This window comes from Telluria antibiotica (assembly GCF_011682055.1).
Lineage (GTDB): Bacteria > Pseudomonadota > Gammaproteobacteria > Burkholderiales > Burkholderiaceae_D > Telluria > Telluria antibiotica.
This window is the reverse complement of the sequence record NZ_JAAQOM010000018.1, coordinates 123,181-149,372: the sequence shown is the minus strand read 5'-3', so window position 1 is coordinate 149,372 and position 26,192 is coordinate 123,181. Positions and strand designations below refer to the sequence as shown.

Below are 26,192 nucleotides of genomic sequence, written 5' to 3'. Positions count from 1 at the left end.
TCTCAACGCTTCGTTGTATTCCTTCCAGTTGGTCGTTCGGTATTTCGGTTTGGCTGGTGCACTCATCCCGTCAGTTTACCCGTGGCCCAGCTTGGCCGCCGCGGGGACGGATTTGTGCAACAAAGCCATCGCATCGTAGACACTACTCCTGGATTTTCCGCAAATCGCAAGGACTTCTTTCAATCGGATGAGGCGCAACTCAGCAGGCTGGCTTGAGTTCCTTACCGCTGACTCGTCGTTTTTCATGACTCACGTTCCTCAACAAATTATTGCTCAATTGACATTGCTATGCCCTCGAGAAGGTGGCTGCAGCCTTCCGAAAATTAGTGGAGCAAGGCGCGTCGTTTCCGATATTTCGAAACTGATCTTAGTATCGTCGTGATGTATTGTTTTCGGAAGCTTAACGCGTCGGTTATTTCGGATACATCAATGGCCCTCCTGCAGGGTAGGGCAACGGCACCAGTTTGCCAACGATTGGGGACTGCTGATCACAGAAGTACTTCTGCGATACACTGAAACGACCAAACGCGCCGCATTTGACCTAGACCCCTAGCGTCCTGCTGTCCCACTTGATGAGGCGTAGCAAATTTTAGCGGCTAAATTTGCTTAACCTGTCGGAGCCTGCGTGTACAACCTGATCCTCCTAACGAACATCCTGCGCATCCTAGACGACATCGGGATGACCAAGAGCGAGCTGGCAAAAAAGGCCGGCATGTCGGTGTCATTTCTCTCCGACCTGACGAACGACCAAGCCAATCCGTCCCTGCGCATCATGGAGGCGATCGCGCACGCGCTCGACACGCCGCTGCCTGCACTGCTTGAAACCACAGACTTGGACAGGCAGACCCTGGAGGCACTCGCGGGCGGTAAATCAAGGCTGAGTCTGCCGGAGGGATACGCTCGCGTCGCGGCAATTCTTACCGAATTCCAGGCATTCACGGTCAGGCAGTGGGACCAAGAGAACCGCAAGCGTCTTGATGCCGCAAAAGTACGGCGGAAGACTGGCCCCGCCAAGAAGACATAGTCTGCTCAGTCGTCAATTCCGAAAGCATTAGCGAGAGTCGCGGCCAGTTTGTCGAACTGGCCGGTTACCGCTGATTCTTAACGCTAGGCAATCCGCTTGAGATCACGCAAGCAAGTTCGGTTTAGCGTAGCGACCCACACATCCTTTGTTCTAGATCGTTTCGGTATATCCCCGGTCACGTAGCATCGCTCGACATAACCTAGAGCGAGAAATCATGACCGAGCGCGATGACATCGTTGCAACCGTAAAGACGCGTGCCAAGGAAAGGCTGATGCGCGACATGGGGCCAGAGCTCCTTGCCGTGCTCGCTGATCCCCGTACGGTTGAAATCATGCTCAACGCCGACGGCTGCCTGTGGCAGGAACGGCTGGGGGAGGGGATGCGCCGCATCGGCGAGATGAGGCAGGCGAAGGCCGAAGCCATCATCAAGACCGTGGCCGCGGCCCTGGATCAGGTGGTCAACAAAACTCACCCGTTGGTCGAAGGCGAACTACCGCTCGATGGTTCGCGCTTCGCCGGCCAGCTGCCGCCGATCGTCTCGGCCCCCACCTTTGCGATTCGTAAACGCGCCATTGCCGTCTTCACGCTCGATCAGTATGTCGAGGCGGGAATCATGAAGACCCGTCATTGCGAAGCGCTCAAAGACGCGGTTCGCCAGCATCGAAATATTCTCGTCACTGGAGGGACTGGTTCCGGCAAGACCACGCTCGTCAACGCAATCATCAGTGAGATGGTGCGCGCCGACCCCGACGAACGCGTGTGCATTATCGAAGACACAGGCGAGATCCAGTGCACGGCCACGAACTGCATCCAGTACCACACGGCACTCGATGTCCCGATGACGACGCTGCTCAAGGTCATCCTGCGCATGCGCCCGGACCGGATCCTGGTTGGCGAAGTACGCGGCGCCGAGGCACTTGATCTTCTCGACGCCTGGAACACCGGACATGAGGGCGGCGCCGCCACACTCCATGCCAATAGCGCCCTCGCCGGCCTCACGCGTCTGAAATCGCTCATCACCCGCAACGAGGCCGCACCTTCCGAAATCGAACCCCTGATCGGCGAGGTCGTCCATCTCGTCGTGCATATCAACCGCGTTCCCGAAGGCCGCCGCGTGCAGGAGATCCACGAGATCTCCGGCTACGCGGCAGGCCGCTATCTCTCTAAAACCCTCTAGGAGTGTCAAATGGAGCCGATCCGCTTTGCCCCGCAATTCCCGTTTCCCCGCGCCTTTTTGCCTTACCTTTTTCTGGCGCTCCTGCTCGCGTACGTGCTGCTGGCCCCGCGGTACGCCTTCGCGTCGGAGGGAACAGGTGGCTCACTCCCTTACGAATCGTGGCTCGGCAATCTTCGCAACAGCGTGACCGGGCCGGTGGCATTCGCCCTGTCGCTCGTGGGTATCGTCGTATCCGGAGGAACCCTAATTCTGGGCGGAGACCTGAACGGCTTTTTCCGCACAATGCTGTTTGTGGTGCTGGTGATGGCCCTGCTGGTCGGCGCACAGAACATGATGAGCACCTTCTTCGGCCGCGGCGCGGAAATCGCTGCAGTGAGCGACGTCATGAACACGCACGGCGGGCTTTTGGTCGCAACGGGGACCCGATTGGTGGGCTAGCCATGGCCCTGCGCACGATTCCGATCCGCCGCGCTGGTAACAGGCACAACCTGTTCATGGGTGGCGACAGGGAACTAGTCATGATGGCCGGCCTGCTGGCTTTTGCGCTGATCTTCCAGGCACAGGAGCTGCGGGCGACGGTGGTCGGGCTGTCGCTTTGGTTGGGCGCGCTGTTTGCGTGCCGGCGCATGGCCAAGGCTGACCCCCAGCTGCGCTTCGTCTACATGCGGCATCGCCGCTATCAGACGTACTACCCGGCGCGCAGTACACCCTTCAGGATGAATACCAGGAGTCAGGGGAGGCAATACAAATGAACGGCTTACTGGCAATCGCGTTTGCCATCGCAGGCTCCGTGATGCTGTCGATGCTATATCTGCGGATCCGCGCCGCGAACAGCGCGCTGCAACTGAAGCGGCACCGCGCGACCGGCCCCGGGTTCGCCGACCTGCTCAACTACGCGGCCGTGGTGGACGATGGTGTGGTCGTCTGCAAGAACGGAGCCTTCATGGCGGCCTGGCTTTACCAGGGCGACGACAATGCCAACAGCACCGACGAGCAGCGCAACATGACATCGGTCCGGGTCAACCAGGCGCTCTCGAACCTCGGCAACGGCTGGATGATGCATGTCGACGCGGTGCGTCGTCCTGCACCCGAGTACCCTGAAGCGCAGCTGTCGCACTTTCCCGACCCGATATCGGAGGCGGTCGACGAGGAACGGCGCCGGCTGTTCCAGGGGCTAGGCACCATGTACGAAGGCTACTTCGTGCTAAGCGTGACGTATTTTCCGCCTGTTCTGGCCGAGCGCAAGTTCGTCGAAATGATGTTCGATGACGAAGAAGTCGCACCCGACCACCATTCGCGCACCCTGGGGTTGATCGACTACTTCAAGCGCGAGTGCGTCAATATCGAGTCGCGCCTGTCCGCCGTGCTCACGCTGACGCGCCTGCGTGGACAGAAGATTGTGCAGGAAGACGGTGCGAGCATCACGCACGATGATTTCCTACGCTGGCTGCAGTTCTGCTCGACAGGGAAGAACCATCCGGTGATGCTGCCCAGTCATCCGATGTATTTCGACTGCCTGATTGGCGGCGTGGAACTGTGGAGCGGCGTCGTGCCGCGCATCGGACGCAAGTTCGTCCAGGTGGTCGCGATCGATGGCTTTCCCCTCGAGTCGTCGCCCGGCATCCTGACCGCCCTTGCCGAGCAGGCTTGCGAATATCGCTGGTCGTCGCGCTTCATCTTCATGGAACCGCACGAGGCGGTCGCGCACCTCGAGAAATACCGCAAGAAGTGGAGGCAGAAAATCCGCGGCTTCTTCGATCAGGTCTTCAATACCAACAACGGTGCGATAGACCAGGATGCCTTATCGATGGTGGCCGACGCCGAGGCGGCGATCGCTGAGGTCAACTCAGGCTTGGTGGCGCAGGGTTACTACACGAGCGTCGTCGTGCTGCTGGACGAGGACCGCGACCAATTGGAGCGGTCGGCGCGCATGATCGAGAAAGCGATCAACCGGCTCGGCTTCGGGGCGCGCGTCGAGACCATCAATACGCTCGATGCGTTCCTTGGCAGCTTGCCGGGCCACGGCGTCGAGAACGTGCGCCGGCCGCTGATCAACACCTTGAACCTGGCCGACCTTCTGCCGACGAGCACGATCTGGACCGGTCTGGATCATGCGCCGTGTCCGATGTATCCGCCAAACGCGCCTGCGCTGATGCAGTGCGTGACGCAGGGCTCGACGCCGTTCCGCCTGAACCTGCATGTGCGCGATCTCGGACACTCCCTCATGATTGGCCCGACGCGCTCCGGCAAATCGACCCACTTGGCGCTGATCGCATTACAGCTGCTGCGCTACGCCGGCATGTCGATCTACGCGTTCGACAAGGGCATGTCGATGTACCCGACCACGAAGGCCGTACGAGGCCACCACTTCGAGGTCGCGGCCGATGATCGCCTCAGCTTCTGTCCCTTGCAGTTCCTCGCGACGAAAGCCGACCGCGCCTGGGCGATGGGTTGGATCGATACGATCCTCGCGCTCAACGGTGTGCAGACTACGCCGGCGCAGCGCAACGAGATCGGCAACGCCATCATGAACATGCACGAAAGCGAGGCAAGAACATTGTCCGAGCTGTCGCTGACGATCCAGGACGAGGAGATCCGCGAGGCGCTGAAGCAGTACACCGTCGACGGCATGATGGGTCACCTGCTCGATGCCGAGGAGGATGGCCTCGAGCTGTCGCGGTTCACGACGTTCGAAATCGAAGAGCTGATGAACCTGGGCGAGAAGTACGCACTGCCGGTGCTGCTGTATCTCTTCCGTCGTATCGAGCGGAGCCTGCACGGCCAGCCTGCGGCGATCCTGATCGACGAAGCCTGGCTGATGCTTGGCCATCCCGTATTCAGGGACAAGATCCGTGAATGGCTCAAAGCCTTTGCCAAGAAAAACTGTCTTGTGCTGCTGTCGACGCAAAGTCTGACCGATGCCGCAGGCAGCGGGATTCTCGACGTAATCGTGGAATCCACCGCTACCAAGATATTCCTACCGAACCTGAACGCACGCGAGGAAGACACGGCGGCGCTGTACCACCGCATGGGGCTTAACAATCGCCAGATCGACATCCTTGCCGGCGCGATCCCGAAACGCCAGTATTACTGTGTCACCGAGTCGGGACGGCGCCTGTACGACACCGCCATCGGCCCGCTCGCGCTGGCGTTCGCTGGGGCGACTGACAAGGATTCGATCGCCGCCATCAAGCGGCTGGAAGCCAAGCATGGCGACGGCTGGGTGCACGAGTGGCTGGTCAGCAGGGGCTTGCGCCTGGCCGACTATCTGCCTGGGTCGAGCGTATCGAACGCATTCTCGAACGAGGTCTCCACCAATGACGAGGTGACGACATGAAAATCAATATTGGCCCCATGTTCAAGGGGCTGAAACAGCGCAAGCCGACGGACGATCCGCGCCGAAGTGGCGGGCGGCTGGATGGCGGCCGCCGGCCGGATGAAAGCGAGAATCCGTACCTGGCCGCGCGTCGCACCTGGAACGACTATGTCGGCGGCGTTGTCGCGAGCCGCCAGATGGCCGTGCTGGGCGGTGCATTGTGCCTGCTCATCGCACTGGCAGCGGTTGGCGGCATGACCTACATCGGGAGCCGGTCGAAATTCATCCCGATGGTCGTCGAGGTCGACAAGCTCGGGCAGTACGCCGCCGCCAAGCCGCTGGACCGCGCGCAGGCGGCCGACCCGCGCGTGGTACGTGCGAGCGTAGCGTCGTGGATCACCGATGCGCGATTGGTCACGCCCGACGTCGCGCTGCAGCGCAAGGCCGTGCTTCGGGTGTACGCGATGTTGGCGCCAAACGATGCGGCTACGGCCAAGATGAATGAGTGGCTGAATGGTACCGAGGCCAGTTCGCCGTTCAAGCGCGCCGCCAACGAGACCGTGAGCATCGAGGTCGAGACGACGCTGCAGCAGACTGGCGAAACCTGGCAGGTCGACTGGATCGAGACCACGCGCGACCGCCAGGGCGTGCTCAAGTCGGCGCCCCAGCGCTGGCGCGCCCTGGTGACGGTGTACACGGTCGAGGCAACGGCGGAAACGACGGAAGAGCAGATGCGTGACAACCCGCTGGGCATCTACGTGCGCGACTTCACCTGGTCAAAACAACTTTAAGGGCATGCCATGAAAAAGCATTTGATTGCAGCGACCCTTTGCACTCTGCCTCTTGCCGCCCTGGCTGGCGAAACGGGCGCGGCCACCGCAGAGCGCAAGGCCGCCGACGCATACTTCTCGAAAGAGAACGGGAAGCTGACCAGCCAGGAAAAGGCGGCGCTCGCCGTGTCCCAGCGCTGGCAAGCCAGCGGCGACGCCATTAAACCGGTTCCTGGTCCCGACGGCATGGTTCGCTTTGTCTACGGTGCCCAGCGGATCACCGTCGTGTGCGCGGTACTACAGGTGTGCGACATCGAACTGCAGGCCGGCGAGCAGGTCAACAACATGAACGTTGGCGACACTCGCTTCACGGTGGAGCCGGCGATCAGCGGCAGCGGCCGGACGGAGGTCCAGCACCTGGTCGTTAAACCAATCGACGTTGGGCTGGAGACGTCATTGATTGTTACCACTAACCGGCGCACCTACCACATCCGCCTGCGCTCGCACCGGACCGACTACATGCCACGCGTCGGCTTCACGTACATGGAAGACGCTGCGGCCAAATGGGACGAAGTCCGGATGAGAGAGGCAAGGCTCAAGCAGGAGCGTACGCTTCCAGGCACGCAGGAAGACGTGCGCGACCTGAGCTTCAACTACGAGGTCAAGGGCGCGACGGCGTGGAAGCCGGTCCGTGTCTACAACGATGGCACCAGGACGGTGATCCAGATGCCTGCCACCATGAACCAGGCCGAAGCGCCGGTCCTGCTGGTAGTGCGCAAGGAAGGTGGCTGGCTAAGCGACGACGATGAGACGGTCACCGTCAACTATCGCGTGCAGGGCGACCGCTACATCGTCGACAACGTGTTTCAGAAAGCGATCCTCATTGCCGGCGCTGGCAAGAACCAGGAGCGCATTACGATCACCAAGGAGAAATGACATGCGCAAGATCGCTCTCCTGGCGCTGCTGGCTGCCTTGGCCGGCTGCGCAGCTACTCCCAAACCCGTCGGCTACGGCCGCTTCGCGATGGCCAGTGACGCCATCGACAAGAAAATGGCCGATGACACAGTCAAAAAGCTGGTCACGCTGTACCCGCCGGCAGGTACCCGCTTCGAGCTACAGCATGGCGCCACCGATCCATTCGGCACTTCGCTGGTGGCCACGTTGCGGGCGCAGGGCTATGCGCTGCAGGAACAGATGCCGACGTCCAGGTCCGGTGCCGACGACAATGGCAAGCACAGAACGCTGGCCTATGTTTTCGACCAGCCGTCCGGAACCGATATGTACCGGGTCACGCTGACAATCGATGCTCAGAGCCTGTCGCGCGTGTACCTGGCCAAGGATGGTAGCGTGGCGCCGGCCGGCTATTGGGTACGGAAGGAGTAGGGCCATGAGCGGCGTGCCAGAACACGACATGTCGCCGGACGCCTCTCCGGGGCAGCAGTCAAAGAGCGCCGGCGTCCGGCGCGTGAACAATGTGCCGCTGTACATCCTTGGCGGCGCCATGACGACGTTCCTGGTGATCATGGCGTCGGTCGCTGCCAACCGCGCCCGGCAACAGAATGAACCGATCGAGAAGGCGCCGCAGAAGGCCGGCAATGCGACGATGTTGGCTAACGCAATTGTGGGCGATCAGAAATACGGCATGGTCCAGGCGGCAGCGGTGGCGCCGTCGATTCCCGCGCCACCTGAATCGGCCGAGGCGAGCCAGACCGCGTTGGTAACCGCGAGACCCGAGAATCCGGACCTGCCGCCAGCGCCACCCACCTCGACCCAACAGCAGTGGACACAGGATCAGCAGATGGCGGCGCAGGGTGGAACGCGCAGTCCGGCTGACGACGAGGCCGCACGTATCCGAACTATCAAATTGCAGCAGCTCGACGAGGCGGCGAGGGCACGTTCGAGCCTGCAGGGCGTGGCACCGCGCAGCGCCGCTTCGAGCGCTGTCTCTGGTTCGGCTTCGAACCCATTCGCCGGCGCCACGCCAGCCAACCGAGACGAGGTCCTGGCCAAGTTGGCGGTCGCGCGCCAGCAGATCGAATCAGCGGCCACCGATGATCCGACCGCCGCGTACAAAGGTCGCCTGCAGTTGCTGCGCGCAAGCCAATCTGCCCAGGAGTCGGGTATATCCGGTATTTTGCAGCCGGTGCAGGCGGGCGGCGGGCGCAACGACGTGGCTCAGTTCGCGGGAGGGCAGGGCGACCGCTGGCGGCTCGATGCTCAGCCGGAAGCGCCACGTACACCCTACGAGCTGCGCGCAGGTTTCGTGATCCCGGCAATTCTAATCTCGGGCATCAACTCGGAGCTGCCCGGTCAGATCATGGCGCAGGTTAGTCAGGACGTGTACGACACGCCCCGCAGCAAATGGAAGTTGATACCGCAGGGCTCGCGCCTGGTCGGGGCCTACTCCAGTGACGTCGCCTACGGCCAGGCACGGGTGCTGGTCGCCTGGCAGCGCATCGTCTTCCCTGATGGGAAGGCAATGGACATCGGCGCTATGTCGGGCGTGGACAGCGCCGGATATGCGGGCTTTAACGACAAGGTGAATAACCACTACTGGAAGACCTTCTCGTCCGCCTTCCTGATGTCGGCCGTGACGGCGGGGATCGCGACCAGCCAGCCCGAGAACAGCGGGTATGGCCGTCCGAGTTTTGGTAGCGCAATGAGCGAAGCGGTCGGGCAGCAGTTGGGCCAGGTGACCGCACAGCTCGTCGCGAAGAACCTCAACATCGCGCCCACGCTTGAGATCCGACCCGGCTATCGCTTCAACGTCATCGTCACCAAGGATTTGACGTTTTCCAAGCCGTATGAACCATTCGATTATTAACGCAAGGAGAAGCCCATGAACACTCCGCGCAGCACCATTTCGGCCGCTAAAGTCGCATCAGCCCTGGCGTTCTCCGTTGGGGTGGGATTGACTGCGCCAGCCTCCGCCCAGTGGGCGGTCGTCGACGCCGCGAACGTGGTTCAATCCACAATCACTGCGAGAGAAAGCATTTCCCAGACCTTGAAGCAAATCCAGCAGTACCAGACTCAACTGCTGCAATACGAGAACATGCTGCGCAACACGGCGGCACCGACCTCGAATATCTGGGATCAGGCGCAGTCCACCATGAACCAGCTGCGCGCTTCGATCGACACGCTGGTCTACTACAAGAACACCCTCGGCAGCGTCGATACCTACCTCGGCAAGTTCAAGGACATGAACACCTACCAGGCCTCGCGCTGCTTCTCATACAACGGCTGCACTCAGGCTGAGTGGGAGGCGATGCAGGTGTCCCAGCGCCTCGGATCGGAGGCCCAGAAGAAGGCCAACGACGCCCTGTTCCGTGGTCTCGACCGGCAGCAGGATGCCATGGTCGCTGACGCGCGCCAGCTCGAGCGGTTGCAGACATCGGCCCAGGGCGCGCAAGGGCAGGTGCAGGCGCTCGGTTACGCGAACCAGCTGGCCAGCCATCAGGCGAATCAGTTACTGCAGATCCGGGCGCTGCTCATCGCGCAGCAGAACGCGGTTGCCACACGTGGCCAATTCCTTGCAGATCAGGAGGCAAAAGAAGCTGCTGCGGCCGTGCAGCTGCGTGCGGGGAAGTTCCAACGAAGCCTGGCCCGCACTTGGTAAAGGGGGATCTCAGCCATGAACGCGACGCAGTTTTTCGTGGTGCTTTTTCTAGGTGCCGGAGCTTTGAGCGCTTGCAGTGACCGGGCGGATACGGTGGCAAGCCCGAATTGTGTAGAGCTGGCCACAGGGAAGTTAAGCGAGGCGCAGCAAATCGAACTGGCGAAGAAATGCCCGCGCGCTGGACCATCCTTTAAGCCCAGCCCAGCAAGGAATTGGTGAGGCTAACATGAGACAGCCGGTCAACCTGAGATACCTGTCGCTGTTGATGCTCTCTTCGCTCGCATTGTTTTCGGCGCGAGCAATGGCTGCCGTCGATAACCGAGGTATTCTTGATACAGTTCTCGACCGCTATTCAGCCGCCGCGGCAACGTGGGGCACGCTGGTCACTACGCGTGCGAGCTGGCTGTTTTGGACGTTGGTCGTCATCAGCATGGTCTGGACTTTCGGAATCATGGCAGTACGTAAAGCTGACTTGGCCGAGTTTTACACCGAGTTCGTGCGCTTTACCATCTTCACCGGTTTCTTTTGGTGGGCATTGACGAATGGTCCTGCTTTTTCTAACTCAATCACCAGCTCACTGCGTCAAGTAGCTGCTGAGGCCGCAGGCGTACCGAATACCTTGGCCCCGTCAGGGATTGTCGACATAGGCTTTGATATTTTTTTCAAAGTGCTCGATATGTCGACCGTTTGGAAACCCATCGATAGTGCGACTGGATTGGTTATCAGCGGTATTGTGCTCGTTGTTTTTGCCCTTGTGGCCGTCAACATGCTGCTTCTTTTGGTCAGCGGATGGATTCTGAGCTATGCAGGCGTTTTTTTCCTGGGCTTTGGTGGCTCGCGCTGGACCTCTGACATGGCAATTGCATATTACAAGACGGTCCTCAACATTGCGGCACAACTCTTCACGATGATCTTTCTCGTTGGAGTAGGGAAATCCTTTGTCGATCTTTACTACACTGGGATGAGCACGGGACTCACGCTCAAAGAGTTGAGCGTGATGCTAATCGCAGCCCTGGTCCTGCTTCGACTTATTGAAACCGTTCCAGGTCTCATTGGAAGTCTTGCGGGAGCTGGCAATCCAGCCTTGGGAAGTGGGTTCGGAGTAGGAGCTGTGATCGGTGCAGCTGCGGTTGCAAGTGCCGGCATGGCTACGGCCGGGGCTGCTCTCGCTTCTGGTGCTGCAGGTCTTGGAGGAGGAGCTCAAGCGTTGATGGCGGCTTTCTCCAAAGCGAATGCTGCGGAAAATGTTGGTGGTGCAAGCTTGTTACAAAGCGAGTCCGGAACTTTAGGACAAAACGCGCCTGGAACCTCGGGAAGTGGCGTCAGCAGTCCGCTGGCGGCCGCAATGGGCGAAGGACAAACTAGCGCTGTCAACTCCGGTGGCGGGACCCCAGCGTCGACAGATGCCTTTAAGGCAGGTCTCGGCGGTTCAGGTGGAGGGGCAACAATAGGAAAAATGCCTTTAGGTGCCCAAACATCGGCAAAGGGCTTTGGAAAGGATGAGGGCTCTCCTGGCGAAGTGAAACGTGGTACGGCGATCAAAGCACTTGGCTTAATCGCAGCTAAGGCAGGTAAGGTAGCTGTAGGGACGGTGGGCAACTTAGCAGTCGGTTCTTGGGATGTAGCCAAGGACAAATTTGGCGATACGAAAACGAGTACGCTCGACCGTATTCGCGAAACAACTGGCGGCAAGATCGCTGCGGCGATTAATGCCCGAGAAGCCGCTGACAAAGCAGTGTCCTTCGGTGCAGGTAGTTTGTCCGTCGCCGATGGCGCGGCTGACCGTGAATCAGAGGTAGCTGCTTTCCGCGATCGTTCGTAGGAGATCGGGCCATGTTCGCTCTCGACTTCCCACAAGATCTGCTGGAAGATGTCGCGTGTTCCGTCTCCGCCGCTGCCCAACCAGCAGCTAGGGCTGAGGATTCAGCCCTTTCTTTACCAAGTCATAGCTGGTACTGCGCCCACCGGCTCCAGAGCGCTGCAGAACTCCCTGGGTTACCAGTTCTTGGATGTCCCGTAGCGCGGTATCGGGCGAGCATTTGGCCAGCGCGGCCCATTTGCTACTGGTGAGTTTGCCTTCGAAACCATCGAGCAGGCGGTTGAGGACCTTTACCTGACGTTCGTTAAGCGCGATTCCCGACAGGCGCTGCCAGAAACGGGCCTTGTCCAGCACGGCATCGAGAGCGTGATTGGCCAGCCGCACGGCCTCGCCAAGCATCTGCAGGAACCAAAGGAGCCACTCCGTCACATCCAGGTTCCGCTTCTGGGTACGCTCCAAGATCTCGTAATAGGCTTTCCGCTCACGTTGTATCTGCGCCGACAGGCTGTAGAAGCGCTGGGGACTGCCATCCGCCCGTGCCAGCAAAAGATCGCCTATGGCGCGTGCGATGCGGCCGTTACCGTCGTCGAACGGATGTAGTGTGACGAACCATAGGTGTCCCAGTCCGGCGCGGATCAGCGCCGGCTCTACCTGAAACGGTGCATTGAGCCATTCCAGAAAGCGCTCTACCTCGTCGGACAAATGCTCGGCTGGCGGCGCCTCGTAGTGCACGCGTTGGCGGCCAATGTGGCCAGAGACAACTTGCATCGGGCCTTGCGCATCGTCGCGCCACGTGCCGATGGCGATCCTGTTTAGGCCTGAATAACCGGTCGGGAACAAAGCGGCATGCCAGCCAAACAGGCGCGGCTGCGTGAGCGGCGACGCACTGTTGATCGTCGCGTCGAGCACCATTTCGACCACGCCCTCCACATGTCGGTCTACCGGCGCCAGGGAACCGATATCAACCCCGAGGCGGCGCGCGATGGACGAGCGTACCGATGCAACGTTCAGGTGTTCGCCCTCGATTTCGCTAGTCTTGATGACGTCATCGGTCAGCGCGGCAAGACTGGCCTGGTCTCGCAAACCCAAGCCAATATCGGTGAGCCGACCCAGCAAAAGTCCCTGTGCCTGGCTGACCTGCGCGAGAGGCGATGCCAGTGCCGCCAGATCGTAGCGCCAGTTCGGCCAATCAGAAGCTTGCCATATATAAGAATAATCTCCGCATTTCATGCGGTGATTGTAAGTCGTAATCGCCGCATGAGCAATTTAAACAACGCAGAAATTGCGGTGATTGCTCCAGTATTCCCCGCAGTGACTTTCGCTATCTCTACAACGGAACGACAACGGAGACGAAGTCCTCATGATATTGGCGGTCGACTCTTGGCGGCAGGGCACGTTGCGGTTAGCGGTCCACGAGGCGTCCATTCGGGAGGCGACAATCCGAAGGTTTAGAGGCACGCTGCAGGACCGGCTTGGCACAACGGTCGAGCATGCCAATGATGATGACGTTGCAGGTGTCCAGACCGCCCAATAGAGCGCGGCCCGGAAACTTAGGCTCAAGCGATCGTAGCGGTCTTCCGGCGTCGCTTAGGTTTCTGCTCCTGTGCTGTGTCTTGTGCCAGCTGGCGGATCCGCTGCACTTCCTGTTGTTCGACGGAGGCATCGCTGGCGACCGAGGAGTTGCACGTAGCTTTTACCTGGCGCTCGATGCCATCCCGACCGAGCACGCTGCGGTTCGCGAGATCATTGAAGTCAGTGAACTGCTTCATGCGTTCGAGCGCCGCTAGCTGTTCCTCGCTCAGCGTCGCGCCGGTTCGTTGGTGCTTGCGAAACAGTTCGGGTGTTACAGGATCAAGCCCCGCAGGGTAGGCGTTTTCGCTGGGTGCGAAGATCGGGAGCAGGGCGATTCCCCCGACCAGCTGTGCAGCTTCCTCGCCCTTGCTGCGGCCCGGGTTCACACCTTGGGTCAGTTCGAGATGACGGTCATCGTCGCACGCGACGACGACTGGCTTGTCCGGATACTTCTCGTGCAGCGCCTGCGCCACTGGCGCGAGATTGCCGGAGTCGAAAGCCGACACGGTCGCATATCCCAGCGTCTGGCGCAGCGTGGCGGCGGTCGCGTAACCCTCCGCGATCACGATCGCCGGCGCGTTGGCTAGTTCATCCAGGCCTTGGCCGATCACGTGGAAGCAGCCTTCCTTCCTGCTGTCTTTCGCAAACCGTTTCGTACCGTCCTCGCCGACGTATTGCATCGTCCATTGCTTGCCGTTCGCATCGATCGCCGGAAGGCAGGTCTTCTTGCCATCCTTGTCGGTGAACGTGCCTGGCTGCGGCCGAAGTCCCTTCGCTACCATGTACGGCGTAGGATGGTCGACTGGCACCAGCTTAGCCAACTGGGTGGCCACTCGCTGTGCGGCCAGCTCATGACGTTTTGCCAGCTCCGCTTCGCGCTCCTGCAGCTTCGTGGTCGCCTCGGCGGCCAGACGGGCTTTCTCCTCGGTACCTAGCATGTAGCCCATCGCTTTCCAGTTTTCTTCGCGCCCGGTCTTGTTGTTCTTGGCGTAGCCGGCCGGGTGCCCGTCCAGATGCCCGACATAGAAGCCGGAGCCGGCATTGGCGCTGTATTTTTCGCCCTCCACGCTGATCCGGTGCGACTTTCCGTCCATGATCGGATGCTCGCCGCTGATCACGCAGCCGAGCGACTTCAGGAACCCGGCAAATTCCTCCCGTGGCGTCATCGAAGGATCCTGCTGTGCCGCGACGTTCTCTGGACGCCACTTGGCGAGAGCAGCCATGTTCCCCTGCGGTCCTGCATACCATGAGCAGGCAGCCTTGTCCCATAGCGCACCGGCGGCCCTGGCTCCGTGCCGTTCGCTGTACGGCACGGCCAGATAGACGCGACCACTTCCGGTTTGCGTGGCTGTGGCGATAGGTGACGCCGGTTCTCCGGCCTCTGGCCCGCGGGTTTGCGACCACTTCGAGAACGGCGCCGGATCCATGCCGGCGGGCACATACCAAGACTGCTGCCGCCGGTCCCATCTTGCTCCCAGCACTTTGGCTTCGTCCTTTTCCTTGTATGGCACCACGATCAGCATTTTTGCAGCGCCCGGAACATCTTGTTCAACCGCTTCGCGACCACGCTCGCGTTCGGCATGCTCGATTCGTCGCTGCAGATCGGCGTCGTGCAAGGTCATGTTGGCCTCGGCATTCTTGCGCGCCTCCTTCGCCGCCATGATGTCTTCGTCCGTGCTGTCCTGGGAGCGTCTTACTCGCGCCTCGTGGATGCGCGCAAACTTGGCCGCCTTCTCATATTCGTTGAGCGTTGAATGCGCGTCGATCCGCGCCAGCCTTTCGGCTATGCGCTCGGCCTCGTCTTCGGTTGTCCGATTCGCGAGCCATTGATAGCTGCCGTCGCCGCGCCTGGCATACACACCCCATGCTTCGGGCATGCGCCCGGTGGCTTGTGCTGGAACGACCTTCTGCTGGCCGTTGGCATCCATCGTGACGGTTCCCTCGACGCGTACGTCGCCCGTCCAGTCGTGCGGCAGCGTAAACCCAAGCGCGCCTTCGGTTTCACTGGCGAAGGTGGCGGCGTCCGCGTTAGTCTCCCGCCCAACGGCCTGCCCGGAAATGAGCGCAAGCCGGGTCGTCGCCACGCGCATGTCTAACTGGCGTATGGCGACCGCTGCAAGCGCCTGGTGGATCTGCTCCCCCAATTTCTCGACGTCCGGCGGAAGCGCGTGCCTTTCCCAGAACGGGTTATTTGGTTCCGCCGGCTGCATCGCGGTCAATGCGTGCTCGACGCGCTTGAGTTGCCCGAGCGAGGCCTTGTCGAACGCACGCTCCTGTGTTCCTTGTACAAGATGGCTAAGCGTCCATGCTTCGGCGCGACGTTGGCGTTCGACGCCGTCGGCCTCGGCCGTTTCCGGCGCCTGCAGGAGCGTCGCAGCCAAGTCGATTCCATTCATATTCCTCTCCTGATTGGTGACGTGTAGGAGCCGATACGCTACCCTTGCAAATGCCTGCGAAAGCCGGGCGCACTCCAGGTACGCAGTGTCCGCACCGGTGCCGCCAGGTTCGACACCAAACACGGCCGACAGACGGTCCTCGGCCGTCTCGTGGAATGTCGCCGGGACGCTGCCGGTTACGCTGGCGATCGATGTCAGATGCCAGCTGCGCATCGTCGCTTCCAGACTCTCGCTCTGGTAGCCTTGATAGGGGGCGAGGGACGACCCAACGTCGTCCAGAACCTGCCGGATGTCGACGGACAGCGCCTGCACGCATGCTGCCTCGGCTTCGGCATCCTGGTACTCGCTTGCCGCCAGCACCGTGAAGGAACGTTCGCCCCCTTCGTTACCGACATACCAGAACGCTCCCTGGTTCTTGACGACACCGTGCCAGTCATCGGGTACCGCGGCGCCTGAGTCCCACTCGCACAGCGTTCCATCGGGTTGTACGAATGCCTTGGGATGCGCCGCTTCCGCAGGCGGCGACGCTTGTTCGGGGGACAGGTCCTGCAACTGCTTCTGTTCGAGCCCGAGCACATACTCGCACATCTTCTCGGCGTCGGCGGCGGCACGGAAGATCTCCAGAGGGTCATCCCGCAGCGCCTTGATCCAGCTGCCGACGTAGGCCGCGTGCCGCTGCGGATCGTGGCCGATTCCGATTTCGTTCCCGAGCATCATGCTGGTGATCTCGGCGCGCAGCTCTTCGCGCGCGTAGCCTTCGCTGCCGAACGGGTGCGCAAGGTCACGGCCAAGCCGCGTGCTGTGCCCGGTCCAGTGCCCCAGTTCGTGCAGTGATACGACATAGTACGAGGCGGCATCCGGGAATTGTCCCTTGCCCGGCTGGTGAATGGTGTCGGCCCGCGGCTGGTAATACGCCGCGTCCCGTTCGTCGTGCCGGATCACGGCGCCGGACGCCCGCAGGATGCGCTCGGCCCGTTCGATAGGATCCCATGCGTGTTCTTTTCGTGCCGTGAACGGAGGCAGACCGTCGATCTGTTCGGCGTTGAACACGGTCGCTAAAAACACGCGGGGCCGCTCGAGCTTGACCGTCTGTTTGACCGGTTCCCCTCGTCCGTCGAGCACAGGCTTGCCATCGCGTTCGAGCGGCCGTTCTTCTGCAAACTTCCAGTACTGGATCGTCGTGCCTTTCTCGCCGGCGCGTACCTGGGCATCCATGGCCTGCGCCTGCCGGTAGGTCAGCCAGCGCGGATCGCCGCGCCCCTCGCTCATCAGGTGTAAGGCGTTGATGCCGCGGTAGCGCTTGCCGCTGACGGGATTCGTCGGCAGGTCCATACCCGGCTCCCATGGCTTTTGCCAGGGAGCCGTGCCTTGCTCCAGTTGCTTGACCAGCTTCTCTGCAACGGTCACGTGGAAGGGTTTTTTATGTTCGGTGGTGTCCATGTCTGTTCGCTCCCGGTGCAGCACTCAAACGGCTCGCGCCTTCGGCGGCAGGACGGTCACGCGCAGCCGGCGCAGCCCCGTACGGGGCTCGCGCGCGTCCACCTCACAGAGTGCGTCCTCGAGGAAGGCCCCGGCCGCATCGGCCTCGTGCGGGGTGAAGTCCGGTTCGAAGCCGACGACCAGTGCGTCGCGCAGCTTGGCGGCAGCAAGGGTGGACTGGTCTGGATCAGGATCGGACATCAGGTATATGTCCAGATGGCCGTTTTCGCCGGCTTCGATGGCAGCAGCAATGAGTGCTTCAATCGTCGGATCAATCATGGTGTCGCTCCTTGGATCGTGAAAGTGGAAATTCGGGCAGCACGCGGCCATCGCCGGGCTTGGACAGCCTGGCGGCATCATTCAGGAATGGGGGTGCTGCTTACGCTGGAAGGTCAGGAGGAGTGGGATGCACGCGTCGCTTGTCCTCCTACCATGTGAGGACCGGTACGATGACGGTCCTGATCTGCGCACGGCTGACGGGACCGAAATAGCGGCCGTCGAACGAGGTGGTGCTCACGTCCGACATCAGCAGCACCTCAGAGGCACCAAGCAAGTAGCGACTGGTCCGCAGGCGCGGCATCGGACGGCCGGCCCGGTCGGTCACCAGAGGGACGCTGAAGGGTAGCATTACGTCGTTCACGCGCACTCCATCGGCGTCCAGCGTCACAGCATCGCCGCCAGTGGCGAGGATCCGTTTCATCATGTAGCCATAGCCTCCCGGGCAGAAGCCCGCGGCCAGGTAACCGCGCCTGCGCGCCTCTTCGATCACGCCAATCGTCGGAGGACAGAGCAGCACATACTCTCCTTTTCGTGCCGGACGGTCGCTGGTCCAATACAGGCCGAGCGCAATGCTCCTGCTGGTGTTGACTCTGGCACCGGCCAGGCCGAGCAGGGCAGCCACGCCGAGCAAGGATGCGCTGATGCCGAGCGCGCGTACCAGGTGCCGGCTGGTGGCCCGGGAGAGGGCACTACGTCGCAAGATGGATTTCATAGCGAAATCCGCTGGGCGTTCAGCGATTCTGCTGCCGGCCGTAGCTGGTCGCTGCGTGCCGGTGCCGGAATCGCGGCGCGCGCGCTAAAGATCTCGTCCTTGAAAAACAGGGGCTGCCTGCCATAGATGGCCGGGAAACCGCTGACCGAGACAATCATGTCGCCAGCGTCCACGATCAAGTCGCCGTCCTTCCTGGGGCCTGGCATGCGCAGACATTCGTCTGGCGTCAGCAGCGGCCGCTGCGTCTCCTGGTAGGTGCGCGATACCTGGCCCAGAAGGACGCTGGTGCGGCGGCCGCTGGTCGTGATCTGCTCCTTGACGACCGTGGTGATGCCGGTGAGTTTCGACAAATGTTCAGCTGTCTCCAACCGGTTCGGCGGATAGGCGTTCTGGATGTGGCAGTTGGACGTGATGGTCTCGTCCGGACCGTATCCGACCTCGCGGCTGCGGAGCTGCGTCAGGTCCTGGCAGATGAGATAGAACTTGATCCCGTAAGTAGCAACGAACGCGAGCGACTCCTGCAGGATCTCGAGTTTCCCAAGGCTGGGGAATTCATCGATCATGCCCAGCAGCCGGTGCTTGTATTTGCGCTTGGCGCGTATATGCGCATGCGCTGCCCGGACAAATCCGATCTTGGCCAACGCGCGGCGCCACCACGGCATCTCCAGCATGTGCCGTTCGTACTCCACCTTGTTCGCCAGCAGGCGCACGATCAGGTTCAACACGATCCGCACCAGGGGGCGCAAGCGCGTCTTGTCGTCCGGCTGGGTGACGATATACAGGCTGACCGGGCTGTCGTGGTTCACCAGATCCCTCGCGATCGAAAACGTCGAGCGGCTGGTATTGCGCGCAATGACGGGATCGCGCCACAGGGCGAGGTAGGACTTCGCGGTCGACAGGACCGATCCGGCTTCCTCCTCGGGGCGGTCCATCATGTCGCGCGCCGCCGCTCCGACGACGGGATGCGTTTTCCCGTCCAAGTGCTGGTAGGTCACCATCTCCATCCACAACTCCGCGACGCTGCGGTTCGGATCCGCCAGCAGGAAATCGACATGGGCCAGGTTGGCCGGCGTGCCTTCGTTCCGGTGCTTGTACAACGAGTGGAGGATCACGCCAACCAGCAGGGATTGACTGGTCTTCTGCCAGTGGGTTTCCAGTCCTCGTCCGTCAGGGTCGACGATCAGCGTGGCCAGGTTCTGGACGTCGCCAACCTCATACGCCGTGCCGAACCGGATCTCCTCCATCGGATTGATATGGACATCGCAGTCCGGGTCAGCCGGCTCGAAGCGCAGCACCCTGTTCCTGGCATGCGCCTGACGCCAGCCCGCCGTCATGGCCCACAGCTCGCCTTTCAGGTCGGTGATGACGGCGCTGTCGGGCCAGGACAGCAGGGTAGGCACTACAAGGCCCACGCCCTTGCCCGAGCGGGTGGGCGCATAGGTCAGCACATGTTCTGGCCCGTCATGTCTCAGGTAATGCAGTTTGCCGCCGTCATCGATCCATGCCCCGACGTAGACGCCGCGGCCGCCGCTTGGTGCCACGCCGCGCAGGATCTCATGCCACTTGCGCGTTCGTGGCAGCAGGCCGGCTTCCTGCATGTCTTTCTTCTCGGCCCAGCGCGCCGAACCGTGCAGATAATCGTTCGGCTTCGCGGTATTGGCACCGACCATTTTGCAGATGAGCACGCCGATCAGGCCAACGCCGGCAACCGTGATGCCTGCGCCGCCGGCGCGCATGAACGCGTCCGGATAGTACGAATACCACTTGGTGGCCCAATGGACAATCCCCCATGGCGCGTAGAGGTGGTCGCCGACGTGGGCGCCAAGCGCTGCCTGGTACCGCATGTCCCTCGCGAAGAACTGGGTCGCCGTCTGCATGCCGCCGCCCAGGGACAGCGCTGCCAGGGCAGGGAGCAGCTTGCCGCCTCGCGCTGTGTGCTCGCGCACCTGAGGACCGACCGCGTTGTTGAACCCGGCTTTCATCTGCTGCGTCCTTTCGACTTGATAGCACCCTGGGCGTTCACGCCTAGCTGCGCGCCCAGCGGCAGATGCCGCAGGCGCCGCGCGGTCGCTTCGTCGACTTCAAGAACCATGACCTCGTCACCTTGCTTAAGCAAAGCCAAGGCATGGCCGTCAATCCGGCGCATGCCAGCATAGGCGGCCGTGCCGGCGTTAAGGGAAGTATATCGAGCGTGTTTCGGTATATCGAAGCCATTGACTCTTTTTTGTTCTCGCTCAGCGATGTACCTGTCGGCGGCACCAGTGGTGAGGGCACGCCTTGTCGTTGCGGCGGCATTGCTGCGTGTTGATGCCTCGGTTTCGGGCGGTGGCGCGCTTTCTGTTGTCCTTGTGGGGCCAGGCACTTCGTGTATGCCGACGTGGTCCGGACCTCGGCGCTTGTCCTCTTCCACGCCTTGTCGCGCACGCGGTGGCTCTGTTTTCCCGCGTGTCGAGGATGCACGAACCAGCTGCGACCGGCGCTGTTCCAACGCAGTGTCGGAGAACGTAACGCGCAATTTGCCGGCAACTGCCGCCATCAGGATCTGCTGTTTGAAGGTATCCGACCCGTTGACGGCGATACGCTCGCCATACCGCACGATCGCCATCCGCAACGCGCTCTGCATCGCGGCTTGGTCCGCGCCAAGGGAAACCTTAAGGCTGCCGCCGTCATCCCGGATTGCGCTGTTGCCGACGCGGTAGATGATGGTGCCTTTCCTCGTGACGCTGTCGTGGCCAACGGGGCGGACCGGACGCTGCGGCGGTACGTCGCCGGTGACCGTATTACCTGTCAGGCCGCCTTGCCGATTTCGGCCGCGCAATGCAGCCAGCGCCTGGAGGTCGCCCGTTTCCGCTTCGCGCCGCAGCCAGTCCGTCCACTGGGACCGGCGGTGCTGCCGGTCGATGGCCTGGCGTTCGAGCCGGTACCGATTCTTGATGGCCGCGATCTCTTCGCCCAAGGCATGGCTAAGGGCGCTGTACATCAGTTTCTTCGCCGGCCGTGGCATCGAGGCAAGCTTGAGGGCCGCACGTTTCAGCCGCACGCTGCGCTTTGCCGCCTCGATACGCCGCTCCTTGCTCCCCCGAGCCAGGTCGCGTTCGCGCGCCCGGCTGTCCAGCGCCTCCGCCTGCGCCGCCCGATAGCGCGCATACAGTTCGGTGGTATCCACGCTCGATGCGATCGGTTGCTTCTGGTATCGGCGCGTCGGCTTGCGTGAAATCTGTTGTCTAGGCGTGGCCTGAAAAGAGCCGAATCGCTTTTCAAGGTTCGGCTTGGAAAATTCACGTCCCACCGAGCCGGCCTTGACCATGGTGCCGTCGTCAGCGCTGATCACCAGCCCGTTTGCGCGCGGGTGTATCCGCAGCCCATGTTCGGCGAGCACTGCGTGCAGCTGTTCCCACGATTGCGCGCCCAGCATCTGCTCCTTGCATTCGCGCTTGATCCAGCCGAGCAGGCTCTCGATACCCGCATGGTGTTCCATGTCCGAGGCGCGGTTCTCCGCCCCGACTTGCCGTGGCGTGTGGTTGTCCTTCTGCAGGCCGAACTCGTTTTCGAGCCTGTCGCACAACTTGGCCAGGACGCGATAGGCGCGGAACGGCTCATGGATCGTGTAGCGCGTCGGGTGGATCTTGTTGATGGAGACGTGCACGTGCAGGTTGTCCGTGTCTTCATGTACTACGCTGATCCGCTGGTGGCCGGTGAACCCGAGGCCATCGCAAAGGCGGTCCTCGATCGCCGCCAGCGTGGCGGCGTCCGGATTTTCGTCACGGCGAAAGCTGATGAGGAGGTGATAGGTTTTGTCGGCCGTGGACCTCGTGTTCATTGCTTGCGTATTGAGGATCTCCAGCGCGGCGGCTTGGGCCGAGTCACTGATGCAGTTGGTGATCCGGACTGTGCCCGTGCGCACTTCCTTGCCCTGCGCATCCGTCAGGTAGCGCACCAGCCGGGTAAAGCTGCTTTTGCCCGCGGCGTTCATTGCGATGTGCTTCGCGATCATGGCTGAGCGCCTCTACTTTAGCCGCTAAAATCGCTCGCACCCGTCGCGTGGGGTGAGCACCGTGCGGACCACGTCCAGCAGCTCGTCCTGAGTAGCTTCGATCTTCGCGAGCAGGGCGCGGATCGTCGATTCGCCGAACGCGGCGGTGCGTTCGTCATTGGTCAGCCACAGCTTCAGCAGACCGCCCAGCCGCCCCATGTCGGCATTGACGCGCAAGAGATCCTCGACGCATCGCTGGTCGACGATGCTTCGGACCGGGTAGCCCAGGCCGACGTTCAGCAGATAGGTCGACAGGCTCTTGCGGGCGGCGCTGGCGCTGGCCTGCAGCTGAGCGCGTTCCTCCGGCAGGCAGTACACCTTGACCGGCGGCGTGTTCTTGCGTGTGCACCTTTGGTCCATCGTCCATCTCCGTATGGCCGGCGGCAGCCGGCTGGCCTCGCAGAGCAGGATTCCCGTTGAGCACGAAGTGCGAATAAGGGGAGGGAAGTGGGAACACCGGCGCAGCCGGTGGGCCCACTTCACCTATCCTGCCCGCCTCTGCGAGTCGATTACTCCAGGGCAGCATACCAATCGGACTTTCGGTTAATCCTCGATTAGATCAATGAAGCATACCGTTTATATCGAAAATCAGGCCGGCTCTCCTATACTCGAATCACGCCGCTTCCAGACGGCGCGACCACGATTCGAACAGCAGCGCGAACAATGTCGATATCACGCCGGGATGGGCAATCACGATGGCAAAGTCCTACAACGAGGAGTTAGCCGAGTGGGTCAGGCAGCGGGCTCGCTCGGCCAGGCACGAGAAGAACCGCGTCGCTTTCCTGGGCGTGAAGGAGGACGTGAAGGAGGCGCTCGAGCAAGGGTGGCCGGTCAAGACAATCTGGACGCATATGGTTGAACAGAAGCGTATCGCATTCAGCTACGACGCCTTTCTCGTCTACGTGAAACGGCATGTGCGACCCGCGGAACCAGCGTTTGTGCGCAAGACTCAAGGGCCTCGTGCACTGCTTGTGACGCCGGCAGGCCAGCGACCGCCTGGTTCGATAGAAAGCAGGGCGTCGCAAGCGTCCGTCCATGCGCAGCCGGTTCAGGATCAGTTGTCCGGTTTTACGTTCAATGCTGCACCCAATCGAGAGGAGTTAATATAATGGCAAAAGCACATTTCGTCCTGCAGGGTAGGGGCGGTGTCGGGAAGACATTAGTCGCCGTGGTGCTGGCCCAAGCATTGGGGCACGTGGGCCGCGAGCCGGTCAACATCGACACGGATCCGGTCAACGCCACATTTTCGGGTTACGCCGCACTCAAGGTGCAGCGCCTGGAAATCATGGAGGATGACGAGATCAACCCGCGCAGCTTCGACCGCCTGGTCGAAATGATCGATGCGGCCAAAGGCGACGTCATTGTCGACAACGGTGCGAGCTCTTTCGTGCCTCTATCGCACTTCCTGATCAGTAACAGGGTGCCGTCGCTGCTGACCGAGATGGGACACCAGCTGGTCGTGCACATCGTGATCGCTGGCGCGCAGTCCCTGCTCGACACCATTCATGGCTTCGCCCAGCTGGCCCGGCAGTTCCCTCCAGAGGCTGTCTTTGTCGTCTGGCTCAACCCGTACTACGGCCCGATAGAACACGAAGGCAAGACATTCGAGCAGATGAAGGCTTACGTTGCGAACAAGGAGCGGGTGTCCGCCATCGTCAGGCTGCCAAGCCTGAAGAAGGAAACATATGGCCGCGACCTGTCGGAGATGCTGCAGGCGCGCCTCACCTTCGATGAGGCCTTGGCACTAGGGACGCTGACCATCATGACCCGGCAGCGTCTGAAGATCATTCGCGACCAGGTGTTCGGACAGATCGCCAGCGCTGCCGTGATCTGACAGGGGGCGCACGTGGCTGAAGAACAGGACGACCAGATCGAGGCCTTGATTAGGGAGATCGCGCAGAAGCACGGTATCGTGGTCGGGCGTGACGATCCCATCTTCGTCCTTCAGACGATCAATCACCGTCTCATGCAGGACAGCGCCAAGGCCCAGCGGGCACAGATCGAAGGTTTGAAGGAAGAGATGGAAGCGCTTGCCCAGCGCTGGGGTCTGGACGCCAAGGAAAAATCCGAACGAGTCCTGAATGCGTCGCTCGTCGCGGGCAAGCAGGCGATGGCCCAGTTGATGGAGGAAGGCACAAGGACATCGGCGCGCGTGCTTGTCAACGAGTTGGATGACTTGCTAGCGAGGCTAGCGCAACCGCTCCGCGAAGCGCGCCAGCTTGCTGTTTTTAACGTCGTCGCTTCGTGCATCACCTTGCTTGCCGCAGTGGTCGCGTTATGGGGAACGCTGCGCTGACAATGTGGGCTGACGTGGACCGTCAGGATATGCCATGCTTCAGCCGACGGCCTGCCGTCAGCTGGGCCGTTTCGGCGACACCGCTCCCGTATTTGACGCTGACATGGATGCCAATATCAGGTACCTTGTTGAAGTCGGCAAGCAGGTGCCTGACGAAGTCTTTGCCGATCTGTTGGTATAGATGGTGCTGGTCTACATGGACGATGATGCCCTCGTGCGCTTTCGTCTTGTCGGCGACGACGGCAAGATAGATGTTATAGATGCCAGGCTTGACGCCGGCAGCCTTCTCTACCTTTTCAGTCGCCCACTGACCCTCCCGCTCGATTTGAACGAGGCGCTGCCCGTTCATGACAAGAAGACGCTGTTTCATGGATATACTCCTGCGGCATTCGCTTCAGTCACGGTAGTCGTCCGACCGATTGCCGGTCGTCTTGCGATTGTAGCTGATCCGTTTCAGTCAGGTGAGGTCCGCTGAAGCGGACGTCGATAATGACTGGGAGACGCCCGGTCAGCGTGAACCACTGGCAGCTACCTGACGCCATTGAAGCGCCATTCGCGTAGCCAGACCTTGCGTGATGACTCGGCATTGGATTGAACGTTCAGGACGAGCTGAAAGCATCGTCACGCGGTGCCAGTCGTACCGTAGGTGGGCGATCAGAGGGTGAGGTTGTGGCTCAGGCTTCTACTATAGCCAGGAGGCGAACGTCGGCCAGGGCCACGTCGCACTCCTGTCCATCGTCTTCGAATCGCAGCCAGCCACGACCGGTGGAATGCGGTCGTTTGGTGAGCAGAAGGTGGGCGATGCGCTCCTTATGCTCGACCTTGACAAGCCCGGGTCTAAACCGTCGCATGTTTTCGCTTTGTCCTTTCGCCGATTGCGACGTTGCATCCTGGTGCCCTTCGATGACGGGTGAATCGAATTGCCGGTTCGGCCTATCGGCCACGTCTGAATCATGCTGCTTCTCGGCGAGGAATTTGCGGAGTAGTTTGATCTCGCCGCGGGTCATTTCCTGGCTGGGATTGTTCAGCCAGTTAGTGACCTCGGCCGGGGCCAACTTAAACGCAGACACAAGTTCGTTCACGACAGTTACGTCGTTGACGCGCCCGGTCCGGAAAGCAATCGCGACAGGCTCGGGAAGGTCGAGCAGGGTCACGTGCTGCGAGATGAACGATGCTGACTTTCCGATACGGCTGGCGATCTCTCCTTTCTTCTTGCCTTTCGCAAGTTCGCGTCCGATGTAATCCGCGATTTCCCGTGGCGTCATGCTTTCGCGCTGCAGGTTCTCTATCACCTGATCGGCATCGTCGTAGTCGTTGTCGACAAACGCAGGCAGTGCGTCCAGCCCTTTCAGTTTGCCGGCCCGGTAGCGCCGGTGGCCATGGTTGATGATGTAACGGCCTGGCGCGTCCGGGTTGAGGCGCAGCGACAGCGGAGTCTTCGGGCCTTTCGGGCCGTAGCTCGCGGCCAGTTCGGCGATGCTCTCTGGTCGTAAGCCAGGATTGTTCTTGCTGCGAGGTTGCGCGGGGTCCTCGTCGATCAGTGCAATGTCGATCATGAGCGGGCTGCCGTCGCTGGCGGTGAGCGGCCTCGGTGTGCCCGAGGTCGTCGCGCTGCGCGGGCGTTTGCGTACTTGAGCTAAACGTGTATTTTCGATGACCGTCATCGTTTGGGCTCCAGGGGCAGTTTGACGTAGATCAGCTT

The 26,192-nt window shown here is 61.3% G+C and carries 25 protein-coding genes; 15 read left to right on the top strand and 10 right to left on the bottom strand.

All coding sequences use genetic code 11. From position 1 onward, the window contains the following. Positions 1-75: 75 nt before the first annotated feature. Complete coding sequence (locus HAV22_RS25545; RefSeq protein WP_166863143.1) at positions 76-246, bottom strand: helix-turn-helix transcriptional regulator; 171 nt, start codon at positions 244-246, stop codon at positions 76-78. A 379-nt stretch (positions 247-625) separates the two neighbouring features. On the opposite strand from HAV22_RS25545, the gene HAV22_RS25540 reads away from it, so the two are divergent. The 12 genes from HAV22_RS25540 (at position 626) to trbL (ending at position 11,726) form a co-directional block, all read left to right on the top strand. Continuing rightward, complete coding sequence (locus HAV22_RS25540) at positions 626-1,024, top strand: transcriptional regulator (protein WP_166863141.1); 399 nt, start codon at positions 626-628, stop codon at positions 1,022-1,024. A gap of 214 nt (positions 1,025-1,238) precedes the next feature. Next, positions 1,239-2,201: a P-type conjugative transfer ATPase TrbB gene (gene trbB / locus HAV22_RS25535; RefSeq protein WP_166863139.1), complete on the top strand. Its 963-nt coding sequence runs from the start codon at positions 1,239-1,241 to the stop codon at positions 2,199-2,201. Positions 2,202-2,210: 9 nt separating this feature from the next. Continuing rightward, positions 2,211-2,639: a conjugal transfer system pilin TrbC gene (gene trbC / locus HAV22_RS25530; protein WP_166863137.1), complete on the top strand. Its 429-nt coding sequence runs from the start codon at positions 2,211-2,213 to the stop codon at positions 2,637-2,639. A 2-nt stretch (positions 2,640-2,641) separates the two neighbouring features. After that, positions 2,642-2,953 (top strand): conjugal transfer protein TrbD, encoded by a 312-nt coding sequence (locus tag HAV22_RS25525; RefSeq protein WP_166863135.1) that lies wholly within the window; start codon positions 2,642-2,644, stop codon positions 2,951-2,953. Continuing rightward, a complete protein-coding gene (locus HAV22_RS25520; protein ID WP_166863133.1) occupies positions 2,950-5,538 on the top strand; it encodes a VirB4 family type IV secretion/conjugal transfer ATPase in 2,589 nt (862 codons plus the stop codon). Before HAV22_RS25525 ends, HAV22_RS25520 begins: the two co-directional genes overlap by 4 nt. Then, entirely contained in the window at positions 5,535-6,308 is a 774-nt protein-coding gene (locus tag HAV22_RS25515) for a VirB8/TrbF family protein (protein WP_208296371.1), read from the top strand. The genes HAV22_RS25520 and HAV22_RS25515 overlap by 4 nt, the downstream gene beginning before the upstream one ends. A 9-nt stretch (positions 6,309-6,317) precedes the next feature. Continuing rightward, entirely contained in the window at positions 6,318-7,223 is a 906-nt protein-coding gene (gene trbG, locus HAV22_RS25510; protein WP_166863131.1) for a P-type conjugative transfer protein TrbG, read from the top strand. 1 nt (position 7,224) lies between these two features. Beyond that, positions 7,225-7,671, top strand: a complete 447-nt coding sequence (locus tag HAV22_RS25505; protein ID WP_166863129.1) for a conjugal transfer lipoprotein TrbH — start codon at positions 7,225-7,227, stop codon at positions 7,669-7,671. A gap of 4 nt (positions 7,672-7,675) precedes the next feature. Next, entirely contained in the window at positions 7,676-9,112 is a 1,437-nt protein-coding gene (locus HAV22_RS25500) for a TrbI/VirB10 family protein (RefSeq protein ID WP_229421413.1), read from the top strand. 15 nt (positions 9,113-9,127) lie between these two features. Continuing rightward, positions 9,128-9,904, top strand: a complete 777-nt coding sequence (gene trbJ, locus HAV22_RS25495; RefSeq protein ID WP_166863127.1) for a P-type conjugative transfer protein TrbJ — start codon at positions 9,128-9,130, stop codon at positions 9,902-9,904. 15 nt (positions 9,905-9,919) lie between these two features. After that, a complete protein-coding gene (gene trbK, locus HAV22_RS31865; protein ID WP_166863125.1) occupies positions 9,920-10,123 on the top strand; it encodes an entry exclusion lipoprotein TrbK in 204 nt (67 codons plus the stop codon). Between the two features lie 7 nt (positions 10,124-10,130). Continuing rightward, a complete protein-coding gene (trbL, locus tag HAV22_RS25485) occupies positions 10,131-11,726 on the top strand; it encodes a P-type conjugative transfer protein TrbL (RefSeq protein WP_166863123.1) in 1,596 nt (531 codons plus the stop codon). Between the two features lie 87 nt (positions 11,727-11,813). Here the strand turns inward: trbL and HAV22_RS25480 are convergent, their stop codons facing one another. From HAV22_RS25480 to traJ, 7 genes are all read right to left on the bottom strand, one after another. Continuing rightward, on the bottom strand, positions 11,814-12,953 hold the full coding sequence (locus HAV22_RS25480; protein WP_166863121.1) for a Fic family protein: 1,140 nt from the start codon (positions 12,951-12,953) through the stop codon (positions 11,814-11,816). A gap of 326 nt (positions 12,954-13,279) precedes the next feature. Further along, positions 13,280-17,131, bottom strand: coding sequence for a zincin-like metallopeptidase domain-containing protein (locus HAV22_RS25475; RefSeq protein WP_229421412.1), 3,852 nt, complete (start codon positions 17,129-17,131; stop codon positions 13,280-13,282). Between the two features lie 24 nt (positions 17,132-17,155). Further along, positions 17,156-17,449, bottom strand: coding sequence for a hypothetical protein (locus HAV22_RS25465; protein ID WP_166862931.1), 294 nt, complete (start codon positions 17,447-17,449; stop codon positions 17,156-17,158). A 148-nt stretch (positions 17,450-17,597) separates the two neighbouring features. Then, positions 17,598-18,161 carry a conjugative transfer signal peptidase TraF gene (traF, locus tag HAV22_RS25460; protein ID WP_166863119.1) on the bottom strand — a complete coding sequence of 188 codons (564 nt, stop codon included), beginning with the start codon at positions 18,159-18,161 and terminating at the stop codon, positions 17,598-17,600. Then, positions 18,158-20,143 (bottom strand): type IV secretory system conjugative DNA transfer family protein, encoded by a 1,986-nt coding sequence (locus tag HAV22_RS25455; protein ID WP_166863117.1) that lies wholly within the window; start codon positions 20,141-20,143, stop codon positions 18,158-18,160. Before HAV22_RS25455 ends, traF begins: the two co-directional genes overlap by 4 nt. After that, positions 20,140-22,155, bottom strand: coding sequence for a TraI/MobA(P) family conjugative relaxase (gene traI / locus HAV22_RS25450; protein ID WP_166863115.1), 2,016 nt, complete (start codon positions 22,153-22,155; stop codon positions 20,140-20,142). Before traI ends, HAV22_RS25455 begins: the two co-directional genes overlap by 4 nt. A gap of 24 nt (positions 22,156-22,179) precedes the next feature. Further along, the gene (gene traJ, locus HAV22_RS25445) at positions 22,180-22,554 is read right to left on the bottom strand and encodes a conjugal transfer transcriptional regulator TraJ (protein WP_166863113.1); all 375 of its coding nucleotides are present in this window, start codon (positions 22,552-22,554) and stop codon (positions 22,180-22,182) included. A 335-nt stretch (positions 22,555-22,889) separates the two neighbouring features. On the opposite strand from traJ, the gene HAV22_RS25440 reads away from it, so the two are divergent. Genes HAV22_RS25440 through traM form a run of 3 tightly spaced genes read left to right on the top strand, consistent with a single transcriptional unit; the run spans position 22,890 to position 24,490 of the window. Next, a complete protein-coding gene (locus HAV22_RS25440; protein WP_166863111.1) occupies positions 22,890-23,303 on the top strand; it encodes a TraK family protein in 414 nt (137 codons plus the stop codon). Further along, the gene (locus HAV22_RS25435; protein WP_166863109.1) at positions 23,303-24,028 is read left to right on the top strand and encodes a PRK13886 family protein; all 726 of its coding nucleotides are present in this window, start codon (positions 23,303-23,305) and stop codon (positions 24,026-24,028) included. The genes HAV22_RS25440 and HAV22_RS25435 overlap by 1 nt, the downstream gene beginning before the upstream one ends. 12 nt (positions 24,029-24,040) lie before the next feature. Beyond that, positions 24,041-24,490 carry a conjugal transfer transcriptional regulator TraM gene (gene traM / locus HAV22_RS25430; RefSeq protein WP_166863107.1) on the top strand — a complete coding sequence of 150 codons (450 nt, stop codon included), beginning with the start codon at positions 24,041-24,043 and terminating at the stop codon, positions 24,488-24,490. Between the two features lie 22 nt (positions 24,491-24,512). Here traM and HAV22_RS25425 read toward each other — a convergent pair whose 3' ends face one another. After that, complete coding sequence (locus HAV22_RS25425; protein WP_166863105.1) at positions 24,513-24,860, bottom strand: KfrB domain-containing protein; 348 nt, start codon at positions 24,858-24,860, stop codon at positions 24,513-24,515. A 304-nt stretch (positions 24,861-25,164) separates the two neighbouring features. Then, positions 25,165-26,154 carry a ParB/RepB/Spo0J family partition protein gene (locus HAV22_RS25420; protein WP_166863104.1) on the bottom strand — a complete coding sequence of 330 codons (990 nt, stop codon included), beginning with the start codon at positions 26,152-26,154 and terminating at the stop codon, positions 25,165-25,167. Positions 26,155-26,192 lie beyond the last annotated feature (38 nt).